General features: G+C 63.3%; 23 protein-coding genes. 11 read left to right on the forward strand and 12 right to left on the reverse strand.

The window, feature by feature from the left end:
• The first annotated feature begins 5 nt into the window (after positions 1-5).
• The 3 genes from corA to FJV80_RS21555 all read left to right on the forward strand — a co-directional run bounded on the left by corA (position 6) and on the right by FJV80_RS21555 (position 2,032).
• Positions 6-980, forward strand: coding sequence for a magnesium/cobalt transporter CorA (corA, locus tag FJV80_RS21545; RefSeq protein ID WP_140889002.1), 975 nt, complete (start codon positions 6-8; stop codon positions 978-980).
• Between the two features lie 114 nt (positions 981-1,094).
• Positions 1,095-1,565: a MaoC family dehydratase gene (locus tag FJV80_RS21550; protein WP_142877365.1), complete on the forward strand. Its 471-nt coding sequence runs from the start codon at positions 1,095-1,097 to the stop codon at positions 1,563-1,565.
• Positions 1,562-2,032, forward strand: a complete 471-nt coding sequence (locus tag FJV80_RS21555; RefSeq protein WP_095773528.1) for a MaoC family dehydratase — start codon at positions 1,562-1,564, stop codon at positions 2,030-2,032. The genes FJV80_RS21550 and FJV80_RS21555 overlap by 4 nt, the downstream gene beginning before the upstream one ends.
• Before the next feature lie 170 nt (positions 2,033-2,202).
• Here FJV80_RS21555 and FJV80_RS21560 read toward each other — a convergent pair whose 3' ends face one another.
• The 6 genes from FJV80_RS21560 to petA all read right to left on the reverse strand — a co-directional run bounded on the left by FJV80_RS21560 (position 2,203) and on the right by petA (position 7,822).
• Complete coding sequence (locus FJV80_RS21560; protein ID WP_027047299.1) at positions 2,203-2,748, reverse strand: adenine phosphoribosyltransferase; 546 nt, start codon at positions 2,746-2,748, stop codon at positions 2,203-2,205.
• A gap of 167 nt (positions 2,749-2,915) precedes the next feature.
• Positions 2,916-4,061: an alpha-hydroxy acid oxidase gene (locus tag FJV80_RS21565; RefSeq protein WP_179301085.1), complete on the reverse strand. Its 1,146-nt coding sequence runs from the start codon at positions 4,059-4,061 to the stop codon at positions 2,916-2,918.
• Between the two features lie 173 nt (positions 4,062-4,234).
• Positions 4,235-4,930 (reverse strand): phosphatase PAP2 family protein, encoded by a 696-nt coding sequence (locus tag FJV80_RS21570; RefSeq protein ID WP_142877366.1) that lies wholly within the window; start codon positions 4,928-4,930, stop codon positions 4,235-4,237.
• Positions 4,931-5,058: 128 nt separating this feature from the next.
• Positions 5,059-5,916 (reverse strand): cytochrome c1, encoded by an 858-nt coding sequence (locus FJV80_RS21575; RefSeq protein ID WP_095773525.1) that lies wholly within the window; start codon positions 5,914-5,916, stop codon positions 5,059-5,061.
• Positions 5,917-5,943: 27 nt separating this feature from the next.
• Complete coding sequence (locus FJV80_RS21580; RefSeq protein ID WP_095773524.1) at positions 5,944-7,245, reverse strand: cytochrome b N-terminal domain-containing protein; 1,302 nt, start codon at positions 7,243-7,245, stop codon at positions 5,944-5,946.
• A 16-nt stretch (positions 7,246-7,261) separates the two neighbouring features.
• Positions 7,262-7,822, reverse strand: coding sequence for a ubiquinol-cytochrome c reductase iron-sulfur subunit (gene petA, locus FJV80_RS21585; RefSeq protein WP_010911121.1), 561 nt, complete (start codon positions 7,820-7,822; stop codon positions 7,262-7,264).
• A 315-nt stretch (positions 7,823-8,137) separates the two neighbouring features.
• Here petA and FJV80_RS21590 point away from each other — a divergent pair, with 315 nt between their 5' ends.
• Positions 8,138-8,482: a cupin domain-containing protein gene (locus tag FJV80_RS21590; RefSeq protein WP_095773523.1), complete on the forward strand. Its 345-nt coding sequence runs from the start codon at positions 8,138-8,140 to the stop codon at positions 8,480-8,482.
• 71 nt (positions 8,483-8,553) lie between these two features.
• Positions 8,554-9,438 carry an alpha/beta hydrolase gene (locus FJV80_RS21595; protein WP_095773522.1) on the forward strand — a complete coding sequence of 295 codons (885 nt, stop codon included), beginning with the start codon at positions 8,554-8,556 and terminating at the stop codon, positions 9,436-9,438.
• On the opposite strand, the gene FJV80_RS21600 is transcribed toward FJV80_RS21595, so the two are convergent.
• The 5 genes from FJV80_RS21600 to FJV80_RS21620 are packed head-to-tail and all read right to left on the reverse strand — an operon-like array spanning position 9,419 to position 14,400.
• Positions 9,419-9,730 (reverse strand): DUF6665 family protein, encoded by a 312-nt coding sequence (locus FJV80_RS21600; RefSeq protein WP_142877367.1) that lies wholly within the window; start codon positions 9,728-9,730, stop codon positions 9,419-9,421. The genes FJV80_RS21595 and FJV80_RS21600 overlap by 20 nt on opposite strands.
• 1 nt (position 9,731) lies before the next feature.
• The gene (locus FJV80_RS21605) at positions 9,732-10,199 is read right to left on the reverse strand and encodes a GNAT family N-acetyltransferase (RefSeq protein WP_095773520.1); all 468 of its coding nucleotides are present in this window, start codon (positions 10,197-10,199) and stop codon (positions 9,732-9,734) included.
• A 4-nt stretch (positions 10,200-10,203) separates the two neighbouring features.
• Positions 10,204-12,087, reverse strand: a complete 1,884-nt coding sequence (locus FJV80_RS21610; protein ID WP_142877368.1) for an ABC transporter ATP-binding protein — start codon at positions 12,085-12,087, stop codon at positions 10,204-10,206.
• Positions 12,088-12,097: 10 nt separating this feature from the next.
• Entirely contained in the window at positions 12,098-13,984 is a 1,887-nt protein-coding gene (locus FJV80_RS21615) for an ABC transporter ATP-binding protein (RefSeq protein ID WP_142877369.1), read from the reverse strand.
• 29 nt (positions 13,985-14,013) lie between these two features.
• Positions 14,014-14,400, reverse strand: coding sequence for a hypothetical protein (locus FJV80_RS21620; RefSeq protein ID WP_142877370.1), 387 nt, complete (start codon positions 14,398-14,400; stop codon positions 14,014-14,016).
• 491 nt (positions 14,401-14,891) lie between these two features.
• Here FJV80_RS21620 and FJV80_RS21625 point away from each other — a divergent pair, with 491 nt between their 5' ends.
• Positions 14,892-15,350 carry a tRNA (cytidine(34)-2'-O)-methyltransferase gene (locus tag FJV80_RS21625; RefSeq protein ID WP_095773517.1) on the forward strand — a complete coding sequence of 153 codons (459 nt, stop codon included), beginning with the start codon at positions 14,892-14,894 and terminating at the stop codon, positions 15,348-15,350.
• Positions 15,351-15,505: 155 nt separating this feature from the next.
• On the forward strand, positions 15,506-15,952 hold the full coding sequence (soxR, locus tag FJV80_RS21630) for a redox-sensitive transcriptional activator SoxR (RefSeq protein ID WP_095792781.1): 447 nt from the start codon (positions 15,506-15,508) through the stop codon (positions 15,950-15,952).
• Here soxR and FJV80_RS21635 read toward each other — a convergent pair.
• Positions 15,949-16,206 carry a hypothetical protein gene (locus tag FJV80_RS21635; protein ID WP_032933697.1) on the reverse strand — a complete coding sequence of 86 codons (258 nt, stop codon included), beginning with the start codon at positions 16,204-16,206 and terminating at the stop codon, positions 15,949-15,951. The two genes, soxR and FJV80_RS21635, sit on opposite strands and share 4 nt — an antisense overlap.
• Before the next feature lie 151 nt (positions 16,207-16,357).
• Between FJV80_RS21635 and hemF the strand changes: the two genes are divergently transcribed.
• From hemF to FJV80_RS21655, 4 genes are all read left to right on the forward strand, one after another.
• A complete protein-coding gene (gene hemF / locus FJV80_RS21640) occupies positions 16,358-17,272 on the forward strand; it encodes an oxygen-dependent coproporphyrinogen oxidase (protein ID WP_095773515.1) in 915 nt (304 codons plus the stop codon).
• Positions 17,273-17,465: 193 nt separating this feature from the next.
• Positions 17,466-17,651, forward strand: a complete 186-nt coding sequence (locus tag FJV80_RS21645; protein ID WP_027047304.1) for a DUF1059 domain-containing protein — start codon at positions 17,466-17,468, stop codon at positions 17,649-17,651.
• Positions 17,652-17,903: 252 nt separating this feature from the next.
• Positions 17,904-18,482 (forward strand): hypothetical protein, encoded by a 579-nt coding sequence (locus FJV80_RS21650; protein ID WP_142877371.1) that lies wholly within the window; start codon positions 17,904-17,906, stop codon positions 18,480-18,482.
• Between the two features lie 84 nt (positions 18,483-18,566).
• The gene (locus tag FJV80_RS21655) at positions 18,567-19,547 is read left to right on the forward strand and encodes a S8 family serine peptidase (RefSeq protein WP_142877372.1); all 981 of its coding nucleotides are present in this window, start codon (positions 18,567-18,569) and stop codon (positions 19,545-19,547) included.
• The last annotated feature ends 42 nt before the right edge of the window (positions 19,548-19,589 follow it).

A 19,589-nucleotide genomic window follows, 5' to 3' on the forward strand; every position in this document is an offset into this window, starting at 1 on the left:
TGGCGATGATCAAGGCATTTGTCGTGGACAATGATCGCCTGCGCGTCGTCGACGACCTGCTGGCCGATGGCGACAGGGTCGTCTGGGCCGACCTGATCAGTCCGACCAAGGAAGAAGAGGCCACCATCGAGAACTGGCTCGGCGTCGCCGTCCCTACCCGCGAGGAGATGGAGGAGATCGAGATTTCCAGCCGCCTCTACATAGAGGATGGCGCCTACTTCATGACCGCCACCTTGCCTGCCCAGACCGAGGTCGACGATCCCCTGATGTCGCCCGTCACCTTCGCGCTCGCCGGCAACAGGCTGATCACCATTCGCTATCATGAACCCAAGGCCTTCAAGACCTTCCCGCTGCGCGCCGAGAAGGTGGCGACCGGCTGCACCAGCGGCGACACCATCCTGATCGGCCTCCTAGAAGCGATCGTCGACCGTCTCGCCGACATCCTCGAACGCGCCGGCCGCGATATCGAGACGATTTCGCGCGACATTTTCCAAGCGCGCTCGACCAAGGTGTCGAAGCGCAACCGCGACTTCCAGGAACTGCTGAAAGCCATCGGCCGCAAGGAAGATATCGCCTCGTCCGTGCGCGACAGCCTGATCTCGCTGCAGCGCCTTGCCGGCTTCCTCGCCCATGTCGCGACCCAGACCAAGATGAGCAAGGATGTCCGCGCCCGCATCAAGACCTTGTCGCGCGATGTGCTGTCGCTCGCCGACCACGCCACCTTCCTGTCGCAGAAGATCTCCTTCCTGCTCGACGCCACGCTCGGCATGATCTCGATCGAGCAGAACGCCATCATCAAGATCTTCTCGGTCGCCGCCGTCATCTTCCTGCCGCCGACACTGGTCGCCTCGATCTACGGTATGAATTTCGACGTCATTCCCGAGCTGAAATGGGAGTTTGGCTATCCCTTCGCCATCGGCCTGATGATCCTGTCGGCGATCCTGCCCTTCTGGTATTTCCGCCGCCGCGGCTGGCTCTGACCGCTGCCGCCGGCGCCGGCTGCCTCAGGCTGGCTCACCAGAAAGGACTTGACCAAATCGCTGCCGGCCTGCATCCGGGTTGCCCGATCCTTGGGATTTGACCGGATTGCCGACATGAGCGCAAAGACATGGGCCTATGAGGATTTCGTCGAGGGCGCCTCGTTCGACCTCGGCACGAAACAGGTGAGCGCGGCCGAGATCATCGAGTTCGCCAGTGAATTCGATGCCCAGCCGATGCATCTCGACGAGGAAGCCGGCAAGGCCAGCATCCTCGGCGGCCTCTCGGCCTCGGGCTGGCACACCTGCGCCATGTTCATGCGCATGCTGTGCGATGCCTTCCTTTTGGACTCCACCTGCCAGGGCGCGCCCGGCGTCGACCAGGTCAAATGGAAGAAGCCGGTCCTGGCTGGCGATACGCTCAGAGGCAATTTGGTTGTCCTGGCCAAACGCCTGTCGCGATCGAAGCCGCAACTCGGCCTCATCACGATGCGCAGCGAACTGGTCAACCAGCGCGGCGAAAGCGTCTTCGAGCTTGAGAATTCCGTCATGTTCCTGACGCGCGATGCCGCGGGGTGTCAGGCATGACCCTGGATGAATTCTTCCGCATCGGCACCACGATGACGCTGGGCTCGCACACATTCGAGCCCGAGGCGATCAAGGCGTTCGCCCGCAAATACGACCCGCAGATCTTCCATATCGACGAGGCGGCCGCCAGGAAGAGCGTGCTCGGCGGGCTTTGCGCCTCCGGCTGGCACACCGCCGCCACCTGGATGAAGCTCAACCTCGAAGCGAGCATGGATGCCGAGGGGGCCAGTTGGAAGGGCCCCGGCCCGGCCCCGGAATTCGGCCCCTCGCCCGGCTTCAAGAACCTGAAGTGGCTGAAGCCGGTCCATGCCGGCGAGACCGTCACCTTCAGCCGCACCGCGCTGTCCCATCGCGCCATCGCCTCGCGCCCCGGCTGGCGAATGCTGTCGCTGCGCGCGGAAGGTTTCGATTCGACCGGCGACAAGGTGCTGGAGTTTGAAAGCGCCGTGCTGGTGAAGGTAGAGTAGCCGCAACGCCCCTTCCTTCTCCCCTTGTGGGAGAAGGTGGATCGGCGCGCAGCGCCGAGACGGTTGAGGGGTGTTCCAGCGGAGTGAGGCGTTGGCGTTCCCTGGAACACCCCTCATCCGTCGCCTTCGGCGACACCTTCTCCCACAAGGGGAGAAGGAAGAACCGCCTCTCAATGTCCCTCGAACCCGATCAGCGTCCTTACCGGCACGCCAAGCGCCTCGAGCTTGGCGCGGCCGCCGAGATCGGGCAGGTCGATGACGAAGCAGGCGGCAAGAATATCGGCGCCGATCTGGCGCAGCAGCTTGACCGCCGCTTCCGCCGTGCCGCCGGTGGCGATCAGGTCGTCGACCAGGATCACCTTTTCGCCTGGGGAAATGCCGTCCTTGTGCATTTCCATTTCGTCCAGCCCGTATTCCAGGCTGTAGGCGACGCGCACCGTCTCGAAAGGCAGCTTGCCCTTCTTGCGGATCGGCACGAAGCCGGCCGAAAGCTGGTGGGCGACGGCCCCGCCCAGGATGAAGCCGCGTGCCTCGATGCCGGCGATCTTGTCGACCTTCTGGCCGGCATAGGGATGCACCAGTTCGTCGATGGCGCGGCGGAAAGCGCGCGCATTGCCAAGCAGGGTGGTGATGTCGCGAAACAGGATGCCGGGCTTGGGATAATCCGGGATGGTGCGGATCGCCGCCAGCAGCGTGTCTTCGAGCGAAGGTTTCATGAGGCGGCTCCGGATGATCCAGCTGACAGGTTTGGAACGCGCGGGAGGCTGATCGTAGCGCGACGCGACCGACAACGGCTAGCGCGATGTGGCGGCCGAGACAAGCGCGTCCGGCAAAGGATTGGCCTGGCCAGGCGCAGTGACCGTCCGCGCCGATCCTCTGCTGGTCACCGGAAGCGCAGGTTCTCGCGCGACAATTGTCCGATCGAACTGCAGCCCATCAGCTTCATGCCGCGTTCGATCTCGACCCGCATCTGTTCAAGCGCCCGTTCGACACCCAGCTGGCCGGCCGCCGCCAGCGGAAACAGATAGTAACGGCCGATGCCGACGGCCTTGGCGCCGAGCGACAGAGCCTTCAGCACATGCGTGCCGCGCTCTACGCCGCCATCCATGATGACGTCGATCCGGTCGCCGACGGCATCGACGATCTCGGCCAACTGGTCGAATGCCGCCCGCGAGCCGTCCAGCTGCCGGCCGCCATGATTGGAAAGCACAATGCCGCTGCAGCCGATCTCGACGGCGCGTTTGGCGTCCTCGACCGACATGACGCCCTTGAGGCAGAACGGGCCCGACCACTGCCTGACCATCTCGGCGACATCGTCCCAGGTCATCGACGGGTCGAGCATTTCAGTGAAATAGCGGCTGATCGACATCGTGCCTCCGCCCATGTCGACATGTTCGTCGAGCTGCGGCAGCTTGAACCCCTCATGGGTGAAATAATTGATCGCCCAGGCCGGCTTGAGCGCGAACTGCGCCATCCCCGCGAGGTTGAGCTTGAAGGGAATGGCAAAGCCGGTGCGCTTGTCGCGCTCGCGGTTTCCCCCGGTGATGCTGTCGACGGTCAGCATCATCACCTCGACGCCAACTTGCTTCGCCCGCTGCATCATCGCCCGGTTGAGGCCGCGATCCCGGTGGAAGTAGAACTGGTAGACCTGCGGACTGGCACTGATCCCGCGCGCCTCCTCGAGGCTGACCGTGCCAAGCGAAGAGACACCGAACATGGTGCCGTATTTGGCGGCGGCCTTGGCCACCGCGCGCTCGCCCTGATGATGGAACAACCGCTGCAGGGCGGTCGGCGAGCAATAGAACGGCATCGCCAGCTTCTGCCCCATCACCGTCACCGACATGTCGATCTCGCTCACCCCGCGCAGCACGTTGGGAACGAGGTCGCAGGTCTCGAAGCTTTCGGTGTTGCGGCGATAGGTGACCTCGTCGTCGGCCGCGCCATCGATGTAGTCGAAGATCGGCCCGGGCAGCCTTCGCTGCGCCATGCGGCGGAAATCGGAAAAGTTATGACAGTCACGAAGCCGCATCATCGATTCCCAGGCCCATGGCAGGCCAGCATTCGCCGCCCTTCTATGCCTCGAATATCAATCCAATGCAGCCCTGCCAACGGGCTAATTGCGGAACTCGCGCCGAGCATGGCCGTGAACAGAAAAGGGGCGCCTGGAGCGCCCCTCGCGTCGAAGCCGACTGCTGACGGAATTTACATGCCGAGATCGGAACGAAGCTCTGCCCTGGCCACTTCGTATTCGGCCTTGAAGTCGTCCCGGTTGAGCAGGACAGCGGCAATGACGCTGCCGGAAATCCTGCCCATCTCGACGTCGGACGCATAGTGGATACCGCCAACCTCACGGTTGTGGGCGTATTCGGCCGCCCGCGCCATGATCTCGGCGCGCTTCTCCGGAACCATGTCGGCCAGGATGATGCTCATCATGGTGCCGACGGTGGCGTGGCCGGATGGCCAGGAGCCGGAGCTCGACAACTTGACCACAGGCTTGACGAGGTCGCTGAGCTGATGCGGACGCGGGCGCTTCCAGACATCCTTGGCCGGATCGACGACAGCGCCTTCGGTCTCGACCACGCGATCGAAGAAGGCGCTGAATTTCGGCAGCTTGTCCTTGTTGAAATTCGGCCCCATCACATTGGCAAAGCGCCAGACATTCTCCTCGGAGTCGGCGACGGCGCTGGCCACCATCTCGGGCGTGCGTGTCACCTGCAGCGTCAGCACCTCGCCGAGTTCGGCCTTGGTCTGCGCCGAATCATTTGCCGGTGGCGGCGGCAGGATCATCGTCAGGTCGATGTCCTTGTACGTGACGAAGGGTTTTGCGTCTTCGGCCCGGGCGGCAGAGCCGATGACCAGCAACAGCAGACCGGCTGTCAGCGATGCGTATTTCTTCATGGGTGCGATCCTTTTGTGCGAATGGCGCAGGATCGCTGTTGGCGGTGACGGTCATGTGACACAGCCTGTCGCCGGACATGCAAAAAAGGCGCCTTTCGGCGCCTTTCTTGGTCGTTGGCTACGCCGGCTTAGTGGGCCACGCCTTCCCACACCTTGCGCTTGGTCAGGTAGACCAGCGCGCCGAAGAGCAGCAGGAACACCAGCACGCGGAAGCCCATCTTCTTGCGGTCTTCCATGTGCGGCTCGGCGGCCCAGGTCAGGAAGGCCGATACGTCGCGGGCATACTGGTCGACTGTCTGCGGCGAACCGTCATCATAGGTCACCTGGCCGTCGGAGAGCGGCTTGGGCATCTTCAGCGACACGCCGGACATGAAGTACGGGTTGTAGTGCGTGCCCTCGGGAATGACCATTCCGGCCGGCGGCGTCTGGTCGTAGCCGGTCAGCAGCGAATGGATATAGTCGGGGCCGCCCGCGTCATACTGGGTGAAGATATCGAAGACGAACTGCGGAAAGCCGCGCTCGACGCCGCGCGCCTTGGCCAGCAGCGACATGTCGGGCGGGGCAGCGCCACCATTGGAGGCAGCCGCGGCTTCCTCATTGGCGAACGGCGCCGGGAAATGGTCGGACGGCTTGCCGGGACGGTCGAACATGTCGCCGGCGTCGTTGGGGCCGTCATGGATGGTGTATCCGGCGGCCAGCGTCTTGACCTGGGCTTCGTTGTAGCCGAGGTCCGACAGCGTGCGGAACGCCACCAGGTTCATCGAATGGCAGGCCGAGCAGACTTCCTTGTAGACCTTCAGGCCGCGCTGCAGCTGCGCCTTGTCATAGGTGCCGAACGGGCCGGTGAAGCTCCAGCTCATTTCCTTCGGCTCGTCGATCGGGAAATGCGTGGGTGCCGCGGCGTTGTGCGCCTCTTCGGCCGCGAACGCTGCGGTGCCGGCGGCCACAAGGCCGACCAGCGCCAGCGAGGTGAGAATCTTTTTCATGCCAAATCCCCTTAGATTCTCTACCGCTCAGCCCTTGGTCTCTGGCGCGGCCGTGGCGCCCGCCGGATGCCCGCTGCCACCCTTGTTCTTTTCGAGCACCGCCTCGGTGATCGAGTTCGGCAGCCTGCGCGGCGTCTCGATCAGGCCAAGCACCGGCAGCGCGACCAGGAAGAAGGCGAAGTAGAAAAGCGTCGCCATCTGCGCCATAAAGACATAGCTGCCTTCCGCCGGCTGCGAGCCCAGCCAGCCGAGCAGGATGGCATCGGCCACGAACAGCCAGAAGAACAGCTTGTACCAGGGCCGGTAGACCGCCGAGCGCACCTTGGAAGTGTCGAGCCAGGGCACCAGGAACAGCATGACGATGGCGCCGAACATGCACAGCACGCCGCCGAGCTTGGAATTGATCGGCCCGATGTTGAAAGTGATGGCGCGCAGGATCGCGTAGAACGGCAGGAAGTACCATTCCGGAACGATATGGGCCGGGGTCTTCAGCGGGTTGGCGACCGTGTAATTGTCAGGATGGCCGAGATAGTTCGGCAGGTAGAAGACGAAATAGGCGAAGACGAACAGGAACACGATCATGCCGAATGCGTCCTTGATGGTCGCGTAGGGCGTGAAGGCCACGGTATCGGTCTTCGACTTGACCTCGATGCCGGTCGGGTTCGACTGGCCCACGACATGCAGTGCCCAGACGTGCAGCACGACGACGCCGGCAATCATGAACGGCAAGAGGTAGTGCAGCGCGAAGAAGCGGTTCAGCGTCGGATTGTCGACGGCAAAGCCGCCGAGCAGCAGCTGCTGGATCCAGTCGCCGACCAGCGGAATGGCGCTGAAGAAGCCGGTGATGACGGTGGCGCCCCAGAAGCTCATCTGCCCCCATGGCAGCACATAGCCCATGAAGCCGGTCGCCATCATCAGCAGATAGATGATGCAGCCCAGGATCCACAGCAGCTCGCGCGGCGCCTTGTAGGAGCCGTAATAGAGGCCACGGAAGATATGGATGTAGACGGCGACGAAGAAGAACGAGGCGCCGTTGGCATGCAGGTAGCGCAACAGCCAGCCGGAATTGACGTCGCGCATGATCTTTTCGACGGAGCCGAAGGCGAGATTGGTGTCGGCCGTGTAGTGCATGGCCAGCACGATGCCGGTCAGGATCTGCGCCGCCAGCATGATCGACAGGATGCCGCCGAAGGTCCAGGCATAGTTGAGGTTGCGCGGCACCGGATAGGCGACGAAGCTGTCATAGACCAGCCGGGGCAGCGGCATGCGGGCGTCGAACCAGCGTCCGAGACCGGTTTTGGGCGTATAGGTCGAGTGTCCCTCGCTCATCGAAATATCCCCTGCCTCAACCGATAAGGATCTTGGTATCGGAAATGAATTTGAATACCGGCACAGCCATGTTTTCCGGTGCCGGGCCTTTGCGGATGCGGCCGGCGGTGTCGTATTGCGAACCATGGCACGGGCAGAACCAGCCGCCGAAATCGCCTTCCTGGCCGAGCGGGATGCAGCCCAGATGCGTGCAGACCTGAACCATCACCATCCAGGCTTCCTTGCCGGGCGTGGTGCGGTTGGCGTCGGTCGCCGGCGCATCGGCCGGCAGATTGGCGTTGCGGGCGATCGGATCCTTGAGATCGGAGAGGTTGACGGCCTCGCCGTCCTTCATTTCCTTTTCGGTGCGGTTGCGCACCACGACCGGCTTGCCGCGCCACTTGACGATCAGCGACATGCCAGGCGTCAGCGAGGCGACATCGACTTCCACCGAGGCGAGCGCCAGCGTCGAGGCATCGGGGCGCATCTGGTCGATGAAAGGCCAGGCGACGGCGCCGGCTCCGACCACGGCAGCCATGCCCGTGGCGACATAAAGAAAATCTCGACGATTGGGATCGTGGATGTCGGTTGCGCTCACGGGTGCCTGATCCTTTCGCCTCTTCCGCGCCGGTGGCCGAGCCTTGTTCCCCGCTCAATCACGCCAACCCGACAGCGCATGGCGAACAGGCTAGCGAATTCCTCCGGCATTTGGACTTCGGTTTATGCGTGAAGCCCGTTTTTGTCCAGACGGCTCAAGGCACAAGGGCAGATTGTCGCGGGGACAAAATCCCCTATTGTCCGGTGGAACGGCAGAGGGCCGCAAAAGGCTGCTAAACAACCGGGAAATATCAGCAAAATCCAAGGCTCAAGCTTGCCTCGACACGGGGCGCCGGTGTGATCTATCCTCCATCGCATGGCGCACGTCATAGACCGCGACGAATGGGCAGTTCGCTCCGACCATTGGAAGGGCGAGTTGCAAGGCGGCGCCTACGGCTCCAGCTCCTGCCTGATTTTCAACTACCTGCCCGATGTCGGCGGCGGCCCACGGCTGCATTCCCACCCTTATGCGGAGATCTTCATCATCCGCCAGGGCACCGGGCTGTTTACCGTGGGCGACAAGGAAATCGAGGCTTCCGCCGGCCAGATCGTCATCGTGCCACCCCACACGCCGCACAAATTCACCAATCTCGGTCCGGGCCCGCTGGAAACGACCGACATTCACGAGAACGGCACGTTCATCACAAAGTGGCTCGAGTGACGGTTCAAGGCCCTGTCGAATTCCCGATTGCCGCCTAGATCTATGGCAGAGGCAGTCGGCAGGATCAGGACATGCAAGTCTCGACCGTCGAAATCGAAGGACTGAGCATTGCCATCCGCGAGGCGGGTCCGGCCGAAGCGCCGGCATTCCTCCTGCTGCACGGATGGCCGCAAAGCTCCTACGCGTTCGAACGGGTGATCGGCCGGCTGGCAGCCGACTACCGGGTCGTCGCCCCCGATCTGCCCTGCATCGGTGGCTCACAAGGCATGCCCCGGGCTGGCGACAAGCGGACCCTGGCAAGGCTGATGAGAGGCGTCGCCGAGGCTTGCGAGCTGCGGCACCTCGTGGTCGCCGGCCATGATGTCGGCGGCCAGATCGTATTTGCCCTGTTGCGCGACCATCCGGACATTCTCAGCGGCGCGGTGATCATGGATGTCGTCATTCCAGGCGTGGCGCCGTGGGAGAAGGTCATTCGCAATCCGCAGATCTGGCACTTTGCGTTCCATGCCGTTCCGGCCTTGCCGGAAACGCTGGTGAGCGGCCATCAGAGCGCCTATTTCGACTTCTTCTTCAATGTGCTTTCGCAGGATCGGGCCGCGATCCCCGACGATGCCAGGGAAATCTACGCAAAGGCCTATTCCCGGCCCGAAAGCCTCCAGGCCGGTTTCGCTTGGTATCGCGCCTTCCCCGAGGATGCCAAGGCCAATGCCGCGCGGCCCGCCACGCCGATCGCGGTTCCGGTGCTGTATCTCAGGGGTGCGGCCGAGCCCGGCGAGATCGGCGACTATGTCGATGGCCTGCGGGCTGCCGGGCTCTCGAATGTCATAGGCGACGTCATAGCCGACAGCGGGCACTTCGTCGCCGACGAGAACCCCGAAGCGCTCGCCATCCGCCTGGCGCGATTCCATAGGGAAATCAGCGCTGCAAGCGCCGAGCCTAGCGGGCGCCGAGCCTGACCAGCACGGCCCTGGGGATGTCGTATTCGCGGATGACGCCATCGTGCTTGCGCAAGCCGCACAGCTCGCGCTGGATGAAATAGCCGTGCACCGCCTCGGCGGCCTGCTTGAGAAGCTTGGGGCGCCACTCCTCATCGGCATTGTCGCGCAACATGGCCAGCGTTTCCTCGACCTTTTGGCCGGCGCGGCCGAGTGCGGCCGCCTTTTCGGCCAGGACTTCGTGGCCAAGCGTGTCGAAGGCCGCTTCAGCGGCCGAAGAGCCGGCAAGACGGGACGGCGGACGCAAGGACATTTCAGTTCCCCTTCCCCAAAAGCATGCGGTGGGTGACGAATTCTTCGCCTTCCACGCGCCGAAAGCCAAGCCTTTCATAGAAGCCGAAGGCGTCCCGCGGCGCGCGGGTGTTCAACGCGGTGAAATGGCGGCGTGCCCGATCGATGACGGTCTCGACCAGCATGCGGCCGAGGCCGGCGCGGCGGTGAGGCGCGCTGACGAACAGGTGCCGGACCCGGCCCTGGTCCCTGCCCCCGGCATAGGGATCGATGTTCAGCCCGCATACACCGGCAAGTTCGGCGCCATGCCACGCCCCGAACAACGCCTCGCCCCGCTTGAGGAACTTGTTGCGGCCACTTGCCCAGCCATCCGCCAGGCGCACCAGCATCCAGTAGCCTTCCAGCCGGCTCTCATCCTTCAGCCTGTCGAAGGCCGGCGTGGTCGGCCGGAGCCGCTTGAGCACATAACCGACTTCCGGCGTCCCGCCCATGCGCCTACTCCGCCGGCCGCGTCTCTTCGAGCACGCTGTCCTCGTGAGAGAGGAAGCCGCCGGACTGCCGCCTCCACAGCCGCGCATAGAGCCCGCCGAGTGCCACCAGTTCATCATGCGTGCCTTGCTCGACGATGCGGCCGCCGTCGAGCACCACCAGCCGGTCGAGCGCGGCGATGGTCGACAGCCGGTGGGCGATGGCGATGACCGTCTTGTTCTCCATCAGCCGGGCGAGATTCTCCTGGATCGCCGCCTCGATGTCGGAATCGAGCGCCGAGGTCGCCTCGTCGAGGATCAGGATCGGCGCGTCCTTGAGGAAGACGCGGGCAATCGCCACGCGCTGGCGCTGGCCGCCCGACAGTTTGACGCCGCGCTCGCCGACATAGGCCTCGTAGCCGGCGCGGTCCCGGTTGTCGCGCAGGCCGAGGATGAAGTCATGCGCCTCGGCCTTCTTGGCCGCCGCGATCACCTCGGCGTCGGTTGCATCCGGCATGCCGAGCTTGATGTTGTCACGCAGTGAACGGTGGAAGAGCGCCGTATCCTGGCTGACGACGCCGATATTGGCGCGCAGCGAATTCTGCGTGACTTTGGCGACGTTCTGGCCATCGACAGTGATCGACCCGCCTTCCAGGTCGTAGAGCCGCAGGATCAGGTTGGCGAGCGTGGTCTTGCCGGCACCCGATGGCCCGACCAGCCCGACCTTTTCGCCGGGCTTGACGACAAGGTCGATGCCGTTCAGCACGCCGAACCCCTTGCCATAGTGGAACTCGACCCCCTTCACGTCGATGCGTCCGCCGGCAACGACAAGCTCCCTGGCATCGGGCGCATCGACAAGCCCCAGCGGCTGCGAGATCAGCGCCTTGGAATTCTCCAGCACACCGAGATTCCGCAATATGCCGTTGAGCTGCATCATCACCCGGCCGAGCAGCATGTTGAGCCGCAGCACCAGCGACAGCGTGAAGGCGACCGCGCCGACGGTGATCGAGCCTTCGACCCAGAGATAGACGGCAAAGCAACCGATCGTCGTGATCATGACGCCCGACAGTGTCGTCAGCGCCATACGCACGCCGGTCAACCGGCGGGTAAAGGGGCGCAGCGCGTCGAGATAGATGTCGAAGCCGTTCTTGATATAGCGGTCGTCGCCGTCGGCCGAGAACAGTTTCAGCGTCTGCACGTTGGAATAGGAATCGACGATGCGGCCATTGATCATCGAGCCGGCCTCGGCTGTCGCCTCGGCATGCTTGCGGATCGCCGGCAGATAAAGTTTCGCCAGCCAGCCGAAGGCGGAAATCCAGATCACCACCAGCACCGCCAGTCGGAGATCCAGTCCGGCGACCAGCGCCAGCGTCGTCACCGTGTAGACGACCATGAACCAGATGACCTCGATGAAGCTCTCCATCAGGTCGCCGGTCGCTTGCCCCGCCTGCCAGACTTTCGTCGCGATGCGGCCGGCGAAATCGTTCTGGAAGAAGGCGTAGGACTGGCGCGACACATGCCGGTGCGCCTGCCAGCGCACCAGATTGTAGAAGCCGGGCGTGATCGTCTGCTCATCGACCAGCGCCGACAGGCCGACGACGATGGTGCGGATGACCAGCACCACCGCGATCATGAACACCAGCTCGGGGCCGGCGGCGGCCCACAGCGCGTGCCAGCTGCGCCCGCCGGGAAGCTGGTCGAGTATGTCGACCAGCCGCCCGACGAAGTAGAACAGGCCGGCCTCGACCAGCGGCGCGATGCCGCCGATGACCAGCATGGCGAAGAAGGCGAACTTCGCCTGGCCGACATAGTGCCACAGAAAGCCGCCGACACTCGACGGCGGCCGAAGATTCGCCGGCTCCCTGAACGGATAGACCCAGTTCTCGAACCAGCGATAGATGGCTGTCATCATGCGGCGGCCATCATTCTGCGGCTTGCCCTTTCGCGATCACGTCATTGGCGACATCGGCCGGTATGTCCTCGAGCAGGAACCCGCCCGACTGGCGCTGCCACAGCTGCGCGTAGAGCCCGCCCTTGGCGACCAGTTCCTCGTGCGAACCTTCCTCGATGACACGGCCTTGATCCATCACCACAAGCCTGTCCATCGCCGCGATTGTCGACAGCCGATGGGCGATGGCGATGACGGTCTTGCCCTGCATGAGCTTGTAGAGGTTCTCCTGGATGGCCGCTTCCGCCTCGGAATCCAGCGCTGATGTCGCCTCGTCAAGGATAAGTATAGGTGCATCCTTCAACATAACGCGAGCAATGGCGATGCGTTGCCGCTGGCCGCCGGACAATTTGACGCCGCGGTCACCGACATAGGCGTCGAACCCCTTGCGGCCCTTGTGATCCGCGAGCCCGCCAATGAAGTCCAGCGCCTCGGCCCGCCGCGCCGCCTCGACAAGCATCTCGTCCGAAGCATCGGGCCGGCCGTAGAGGATGTTCTCGCGCACCGAACGGTGCAGCAGCGAGGTGTCCTGCGTGACCATGCCGATCTGGGCGCGCAGCGAATCCTGCTTCACGCCGGCGATCTCCTGGCCGTCGATCAGGATCTTGCCGCTTTCCAGATCGTAGAAGCGCAACAGCAGGTTGACCAGCGTCGACTTGCCGGCGCCCGAGCGGCCGACAATGCCGACCTTCTCGCCCGGCTTCACCGTCAACGACAGGTTTTCGATCACGCCTTTCTGCTTGCCATAGTGGAAGCGGATATCCTCGAAGCGGATCTCGCCCCTGGAAACGGCGATCGCCTTCGCATCCGGCCTGTCCTCGACAAGGCGCGGCAGCGAGATCGAGGCGATGCCGTCCTGGACGGTGCCGATGTTCTCGAACAGGCCCGACATCTCCCACATGATCCACTGCGACATGCCCCACATCCGCAGCACCAGGCCGATGACCACGGCGACCGCGCCGATCGTCACCACTTGCCCCATCCACAGCCACAGCGAGATGGCGGTGACCGAGAACAGCAGCAAGGCGTTCAGAATGTAGAGTGTGCCGAAAAGCACCGTCACCAACCGCATCGACCGGTAGACCGTGTCGAGGAAGCCCATCATGCCTTCCCTGGCGAAGGTCGCCTCGCGCTTGGCATGACTGAACAGCTTGACTGTCTGGATGTTGGAGTAGCTGTCGACGACGCGGCCGGTCATGACCGAGCGCGCATTGGCCTGCTCCTCGCCGACCTTACCCAGCCGGGGAATGAAGTAGCGCAGCAACAGCACGTAGCCGACCAGCCAGACCGCCAGGGGCGCGGCCAGCCGCCAATCGGCGGAGCCGACGATCAACAGCATGCCCAGGAAATAGACGATGACGTAGTTGAGCACGTCGATCACCTTGATGACGCATTCGCGCACGGCGAGCGCGGTCTGCATCAGCTTGGTGACGATGCGGCCGGCGAACTCGTCCTGGTAGAAGCTCATCGACTGGTTGAGCAGGTAGCGGTGCACCTGCCAACGGATGCGCATGGGATAGTTGCCCATCAGCGTCTGCTGGTTGAGCAGCGAATGCACCCATACCGTGCCCGGCAGTGCGAACAGCACGATGAAGGCCATTCCGGCGAGCTTCCAGCCTTCCGTCTGCAGGAAGGTTTCGCGATTCTGCCCCGACAGCCAGTCGACGATGCGGCCAAGGAAGCCGAACATCCAGACTTCCGCGATGGCGATGGCCGCCACCAGCACCGCGTCGACAAGGATATAGGGCCAGGCGCCGCGCGTATAATGCAGGCAGAAGGCTACCAGCGTCTTCGGCGGCTCGACCGGTTCCGCCGTGGGGAACGGATCGAGCCTTCTTTCAAACCAGCTAAACAACAACATAGGTCATGCCTGTGAAATCTGTTTTCCGCTTACGCGGCGCGTGAACGTACGAAGTCCTCGGACCGTGTGGCGCCGAGGGCCGACGGTCCGGAATCGTCGGCCCCGCTTCGCCCAATATAGGGGCTCGTGGGCTTTTCGCCGACAGGCTCGTTCGCCGATCCTGTCGACGCGGTGTCGACAAGCCGGATTTTCGCGCCCGGCCGGATCAGCCGGATGATCCGGCGCACCAGCGAAGGCCGGCTGGGGTCCGGAACAGCGTGCGAGAAATCGACATCCGGCAGCATGCCGCGGTGCGGCCGGCGCCGGACTTCGGCATGGACCGCGGACGAATAGGTCTCGCCGATCAACAGCGCCCAGGTCGGCAGTCGGTGGATATGCAGGCTCCTCGAGCCCGGTATTCTGTAGGGATCGAACATCGGTCCGTCCTCCGTATGAAAATAAAGATGAAAAGGCCAAGCAACATCGTCCGCCGGCATTCGGCCGGAGGCGCGGATTGCCTCGGTCCGCAACCGACGCTCGGCATCGGTCTGGACACGATAAGCGTCGGTCCGGACACGACTGAACGAGTCGGTCTGGACATGTTCAGCTGGGGCGTTCAGCCCTTTTGACTTTTTGAAAAACATCGCAGGATTCCTTCAAGAGCCGAAAAATCGTCTCGGCGGGAATCGGTGCGATCAAGTCTTAGAGAGTCAGGTGAATCGTCGTACCGAAGCCGCCGGCAGGCGTACAAGCCCACGAGAGGGGCGCTGGATGTGCATGGTCATCATGAGTGTCCCCTCCATCGGTTCGGGTTGACAATGCGATTGACATACCCGACTTCGCAGAAAATGGCCACCCGCAGGTCCAGGAATTTCAAAAACCGGAAAGCTCCTGTGGCCGATCTGCCACTTATTAGAAGGATGCGGAAATGAACCGTCGTCTCCGCATCGCGCTCTACCAGCCGGATATTGCCGGCAACACCGGGACAATCCTGCGCTTCGCCGCTTGCCTCGGCCTTGGCGTCGACATCATCGAGCCGGCCGGCTTTCCGCTGTCCGACAAGGCGCTCAAGCGCGCCGGCATGGACTACCTCGAAATGGCTGCCCTCACCCGGCATGTCGACTGGAACGCCTTCGAGGACTGGCGCAACAAGGACGGGCGCCGGTTGGTGCTTCTGTCGACCAAAGCTGCGACCCCCTACACCAGCTTCAGCTTTGCGGACGGCGACATCCTTCTGTTCGGCCGCGAATCCGCGGGCGTGCCGGATCCTGTCCATCAGGCGGCGGATGCGCGGCTGACTATCCCCATGCAGGGCATCGCGCGCAGCATCAATGTCGCGCTGTCCGTCGCCATGGTGGCGGGCGAGGCCGTCCGGCAGCTCGGATAGGATCGGCGGCCCATCGACAGCCTTGCCGTCGCCGACGACAGCGGTTTCTCCGGCCATTCTCACCCAGGCGCACATCGCCTTCTCCTGTCATTTGCCCAATCAGCATTTCTTCGCTACAAGCTCAACTTAACTTGAGGTCAAGCGGAAAATCGGAAATGGCTCCAGCAACGGAATTGACGGTCGGCCAGGTGGCCATGCGCAGCGGCGTGGCAGTGTCGGCACTGCATTTTTATGAGACGCGCGGGCTGATCCGCAGCCACCGCACGTCAGGCAACCAGCGCCGTTACGGCCGCGACGTGCTGCGGCGGGTGGCAATCATCAAGGTCGCGCAGGAGGTCGGCATCTCGCTCGCCGAAATCGGCGAAGCCCTTGCGTCGCTGCCCGAAAGCCGCACGCCGACGCGCGACGACTGGGGATTGCTGTCGACCGCATGGCGCGACGCGCTCGACCACAAGATCGCCCAGTTGAAGAAACTGCGCGACGGGCTGAGCGACTGCATCGGCTGCGGCTGCATGTCGATCGACAAATGCCCGCTCAGGAACAAGGGGGACCGGCTGGCAAATGAGGGAGCGGGCGCGCGGAGGCTGTTGGTCGGACCCTAATCGGCCGCCGGCAGCCGCCTGATGGTGAACTCGATCAAATCCCCCGGCCGCTCGAACCAGCTTTCGATCTCCGTCCAGTAGGCTTGCTTGGGAAAGCGCTCGAACCATTCCTTGGCCTTGAGCCGCGCATCAGAGCGCGGCAGGACGAAGGTCTCGCGCAGAAAGCCGTCGCGCGGCATGCGTGCGCGCTCGGTCCGGCTCTGATCGAGCCTTTTCTTCAGGCCATCCAGCGGCGGTCTTGCCGGGGTGCGCACGAAACAACTCCCTGCACCTGGCACATGCCCCCGAAAGGATCATGCGCAAAAGCAAAGTGACTTGACCCTGTCCCCTAAGAGATTAGGGATCGCGCCGGCAAAAGACGAGTCATTTGTAGGGGCGGGCCACCCCGCAACCGGAGACGGCACTTTGGAACGACCTGAAATACCCGCTGGCCTGCCCGCCGACATTGAAGAGAAGAAGATGAAGGCGCGCCTGTGGTTCGAGGCGCTGCGCGAACGCATTTGCGGCGCTTTCGAGCAGATCGAGCAGGATCTCCAGGGCCCCCTCGCCTCATGGTCGCCGGGCCGTTTCGAAAAGACGCCGTGGGAGCGTGACCAGGGCAAGGGTGGCGGCGGCACCATGTCGATGATGCATGGCCGCGTCTTCGAGAAGGTCGGCGTCCACACCTCGACCGTCTACGGCGAGTTCTCGCCCGAATTCAGGAAGCAAATGCCCGGCGCCGAGGAGGACCCGCGCTTCTGGGCCTCCGGCATCTCGCTGATCGCGCACCCCTGGAATCCCAACGTTCCGGCCGTGCACATGAACACGCGCATGGTCGTCACCTCGAGGCAATGGTTCGGCGGCGGCGCCGATCTGACGCCGGTGCTCGACCGCCGCCGTACCCAGGACGACCCCGACACTGTCGCCTTCCACCGCGCCATGCAGTTCGCCTGCGAAAAGAACGCCGCCGTCGCCGACCACCCGAAATTCAAGGCCTGGTGCGACGAGTATTTCTTCCTGCCCCACCGCAACGAGCCGCGCGGCGTTGGCGGCATTTTCTTCGACTGGCTGCATTCTGGCGAGGACAGAGGCGGTTGGAACGCCGACTTCAACTTCGTCCAGGACGTCGGACGCTCCTTCCTCGTCGTCTACGGCCACCTCGTGCGCGCCAATTTCAACGAGAACTGGACGGACGGCGACCGCGACGAACAGCTCATCCGCCGCGGCCGCTATGTCGAGTTCAACCTGCTTCACGATCGCGGCACCATCTTCGGCCTGAAGACCGGCGGCAATGTCGCCTCGATCCTGTCGAGCCTGCCGCCGGAGGTGCGCTGGCCGTAGGATCAGCCGGAGCAATTCCATTCTGGAATCGCGTCAAGTCGAGGAGACAGGGCGGGCGGTGCACGATGCTTTGATGCAACCAGACCGCTCCTCGCGTGTTATAGCTCTCGCCCCGCCCACGTCCGGGAATGGACCGTGGGCCAAAAAAGTCGCGGAGCCTCGACAGGCTCCCTGGAGAAAAAGGAGAAATCCGATGAAGCAATTCCACTGCGGCTCGCTTGTTCCCGGCTGTGAGTGGCACACCCGTGCCGACGAGGAAGCCGAAGTGATGCGCCGTGCCGTCGAGCATATGCGCGAGACGCATGGCGAGACGACCATCCGCGAAACCATGATCGAGGCGATCCGCTCGCGCATTGAAAAAGTCCGCGACGCCGCCTAGGCTTTGCCCGGCCTGCTTTCGCCAGCGTTAGCAACCAGCCGCGTTGGCGCTTCGAGATCGGGGCGCCGCCGCGGGCGCCTCGGAGCCGGACCTTACGGGGTCAAAAAATCACATTTGCATCAGCTAAAATAAACCACGCGGTAACCGAACCCGTGCCACCGTCCCGAGGATAATCCGGCCACAGTGGGCTGCCAGAGGAGCCCGTCGCCACCAGGCGCTGATCCGGAATCAGGTGGGCGAGGTGTTTCGCGCATGCGCGAAAAGTCCGGCAGTCGAGTGAGGTTCCGCACGATGGCGCTCCTGCTGTGCGCGCTCATCGGGGCGTCGCCGGCTGCCGCCCAGGACATGACGACATCGTTGGTCGACATACATCAGGGCTCGCCCCTCAGCGACCGCGCGAGGAGCCTTGGCAATGGCGGCTACGAACTGCAGAACGGGACCTTTGTCTCGTTCAACCAATGGTACCGGGCAAACTGGGTCGACATGCATGTGGACCTGCTCACCCAGATCACGGAGGATACCGGCATCCTTTGGGGCTTTGGGACCGGAGAAGAGGGCGTGAAGTATCAGATCGAGCCAAGCCTCAAGCTTGGGTTCCTCACCCAGATGCATCCGAACCCGAACAGCACTCTTTCCCTTTCGCTCACTACGACCATCGGCGGCAAGCTTACCGAAAAGTCCTGCGAAGCCGATTACGGCGATTTTGGCACCTACAGCGTCAATTGCCGGCTCGCGGCCAGCCGGATGGCGCCTGAGGAAACCTTGAAATATCTGGTTAACGCTAAACCGGAGAGCCAGCACATCTGGCTGAATTACCGTGTAACTTTCTGATCGCCGGGAGGATGCAAATGAAAATCATCTCGCCCCGAAACTCGCGATCACCCGTCTTGGTTCTTGTTTGAACGGAGTAACAGCATGTCAGGGAGTTGCTTCAAATTCGGCATCGCCACGGCTCTCGCCATCCTGTCGGCGCCGATGGCATCGGCACAGGAGGCCGTCAATGCGGACGAGATGGCCGCGCTGTGCCACGGCGGCGGCCTGTCCACATGCGTGAGCGCAACGATCCCGGTCGCGGGCACGCAAGCAGTACAGCGGTGGATGAGCCCCGAAATTGGCGCGGCTTGGGCCGCCGGATACAAGGGCAGGGGCGTCACGATAACGATCGTCGACGATTTCTCCAGTACATCGCGGTTCTCCGGCAATTTCGGTGTTGGGGTTCAAACCCAGCGCCACGGTGAATGGACGCGTGAGGAAGCCGGCATGATCGCGCCCTTGGCGACCATCAGGTCGAAGGACTTCTCAACCGGTTCGGCCGTCGGCCTTGCGCCCGGCCTGAACGTGCTCAATCTGAGCTACGGCATGTACGCCAGGGCGGGCTACAGCTCGAACCAGATCGGCTGGGCCCCGGAGGAAGCCTCCATCATCTCCTACGCCACCAGGGGGACGGCTGTCGTTTCGAAGGCCGCGGGCAACGATTCGGTCGCTGTGGGCGGGGTCACGAACGGCCAGCAGGACTATCTCGACCTTGCCCTGATCGGAAAACCATCCGCGATCTTCGTCGGCGCGCTGTCCACCAACGGCACGACGTCCAGCAAGGCCCAGCTTGCCTGGTATTCGAATACCGCCGGCTCCAATGCGCTGGTGCAAAGCCACTTCCTCGTGGTTGGTGTCGATGGAAGCAAGACAGGCCTTTATGGCACCTCCTTCGCCGCGCCGATCATTTCAGGATATGCGGCGATCATCGGCAGCAAGTTCACCACGGCCACGGCGACCCAGATCACCAACGATCTGCTCAACACGGCTCGTACCGACACGCTGGTCAACTACAGGGCCTCGGTCTACGGCAAGGGCGAGGCAAGCCTTTCGCGCGCCCTGGCTCCCACGGCGATCAGGTAGGAGAGCGACCTTTCGCCCGATCAAATCGTCGCCTCGGCTATG

Source organism: Mesorhizobium sp. WSM4310, from assembly GCF_007003935.1.
Lineage (GTDB): Bacteria > Pseudomonadota > Alphaproteobacteria > Rhizobiales > Rhizobiaceae > Mesorhizobium.

Bases quoted from the DNA above. Each gene is read 5' to 3' on its own strand.
- FJV80_RS21580 (WP_095773524.1), bottom strand. From the start codon at position 7,245: ATGAGCGAGGGACACTCGACCTATACGCCCAAAACCGGTCTCGGACGC.
- FJV80_RS21605 (WP_095773520.1), bottom strand. From the start codon at position 10,199: ATGGGCGGGACGCCGGAAGTCGGTTATGTGCTCAAGCGGCTCCGGCCG.
- FJV80_RS21645 (WP_027047304.1), top strand. From the start codon at position 17,466: ATGAAGCAATTCCACTGCGGCTCGCTTGTTCCCGGCTGTGAGTGGCAC.
- FJV80_RS21595 (WP_095773522.1), top strand. From the start codon at position 8,554: ATGCAAGTCTCGACCGTCGAAATCGAAGGACTGAGCATTGCCATCCGC.
- FJV80_RS21620 (WP_142877370.1), bottom strand. From the start codon at position 14,400: ATGTTCGATCCCTACAGAATACCGGGCTCGAGGAGCCTGCATATCCAC.
- FJV80_RS21590 (WP_095773523.1), top strand. From the start codon at position 8,138: ATGGCGCACGTCATAGACCGCGACGAATGGGCAGTTCGCTCCGACCAT.
- FJV80_RS21655 (WP_142877372.1), top strand. From the start codon at position 18,567: ATGTCAGGGAGTTGCTTCAAATTCGGCATCGCCACGGCTCTCGCCATC.
- soxR (WP_095792781.1), top strand. From the start codon at position 15,506: ATGGCTCCAGCAACGGAATTGACGGTCGGCCAGGTGGCCATGCGCAGC.
- FJV80_RS21560 (WP_027047299.1), bottom strand. From the start codon at position 2,748: ATGAAACCTTCGCTCGAAGACACGCTGCTGGCGGCGATCCGCACCATC.
- FJV80_RS21555 (WP_095773528.1), top strand. From the start codon at position 1,562: ATGACCCTGGATGAATTCTTCCGCATCGGCACCACGATGACGCTGGGC.
- FJV80_RS21615 (WP_142877369.1), bottom strand. From the start codon at position 13,984: ATGTTGTTGTTTAGCTGGTTTGAAAGAAGGCTCGATCCGTTCCCCACG.
- FJV80_RS21570 (WP_142877366.1), bottom strand. From the start codon at position 4,930: ATGAAGAAATACGCATCGCTGACAGCCGGTCTGCTGTTGCTGGTCATC.
- FJV80_RS21550 (WP_142877365.1), top strand. From the start codon at position 1,095: ATGAGCGCAAAGACATGGGCCTATGAGGATTTCGTCGAGGGCGCCTCG.
- FJV80_RS21575 (WP_095773525.1), bottom strand. From the start codon at position 5,916: ATGAAAAAGATTCTCACCTCGCTGGCGCTGGTCGGCCTTGTGGCCGCC.
- corA (WP_140889002.1), top strand. From the start codon at position 6: ATGATCAAGGCATTTGTCGTGGACAATGATCGCCTGCGCGTCGTCGAC.
- FJV80_RS21610 (WP_142877368.1), bottom strand. From the start codon at position 12,087: ATGATGACAGCCATCTATCGCTGGTTCGAGAACTGGGTCTATCCGTTC.
- FJV80_RS21565 (WP_179301085.1), bottom strand. From the start codon at position 4,061: ATGCGGCTTCGTGACTGTCATAACTTTTCCGATTTCCGCCGCATGGCG.
- FJV80_RS21625 (WP_095773517.1), top strand. From the start codon at position 14,892: ATGAACCGTCGTCTCCGCATCGCGCTCTACCAGCCGGATATTGCCGGC.
- FJV80_RS21600 (WP_142877367.1), bottom strand. From the start codon at position 9,730: ATGTCCTTGCGTCCGCCGTCCCGTCTTGCCGGCTCTTCGGCCGCTGAA.
- FJV80_RS21650 (WP_142877371.1), top strand. From the start codon at position 17,904: ATGCGCGAAAAGTCCGGCAGTCGAGTGAGGTTCCGCACGATGGCGCTC.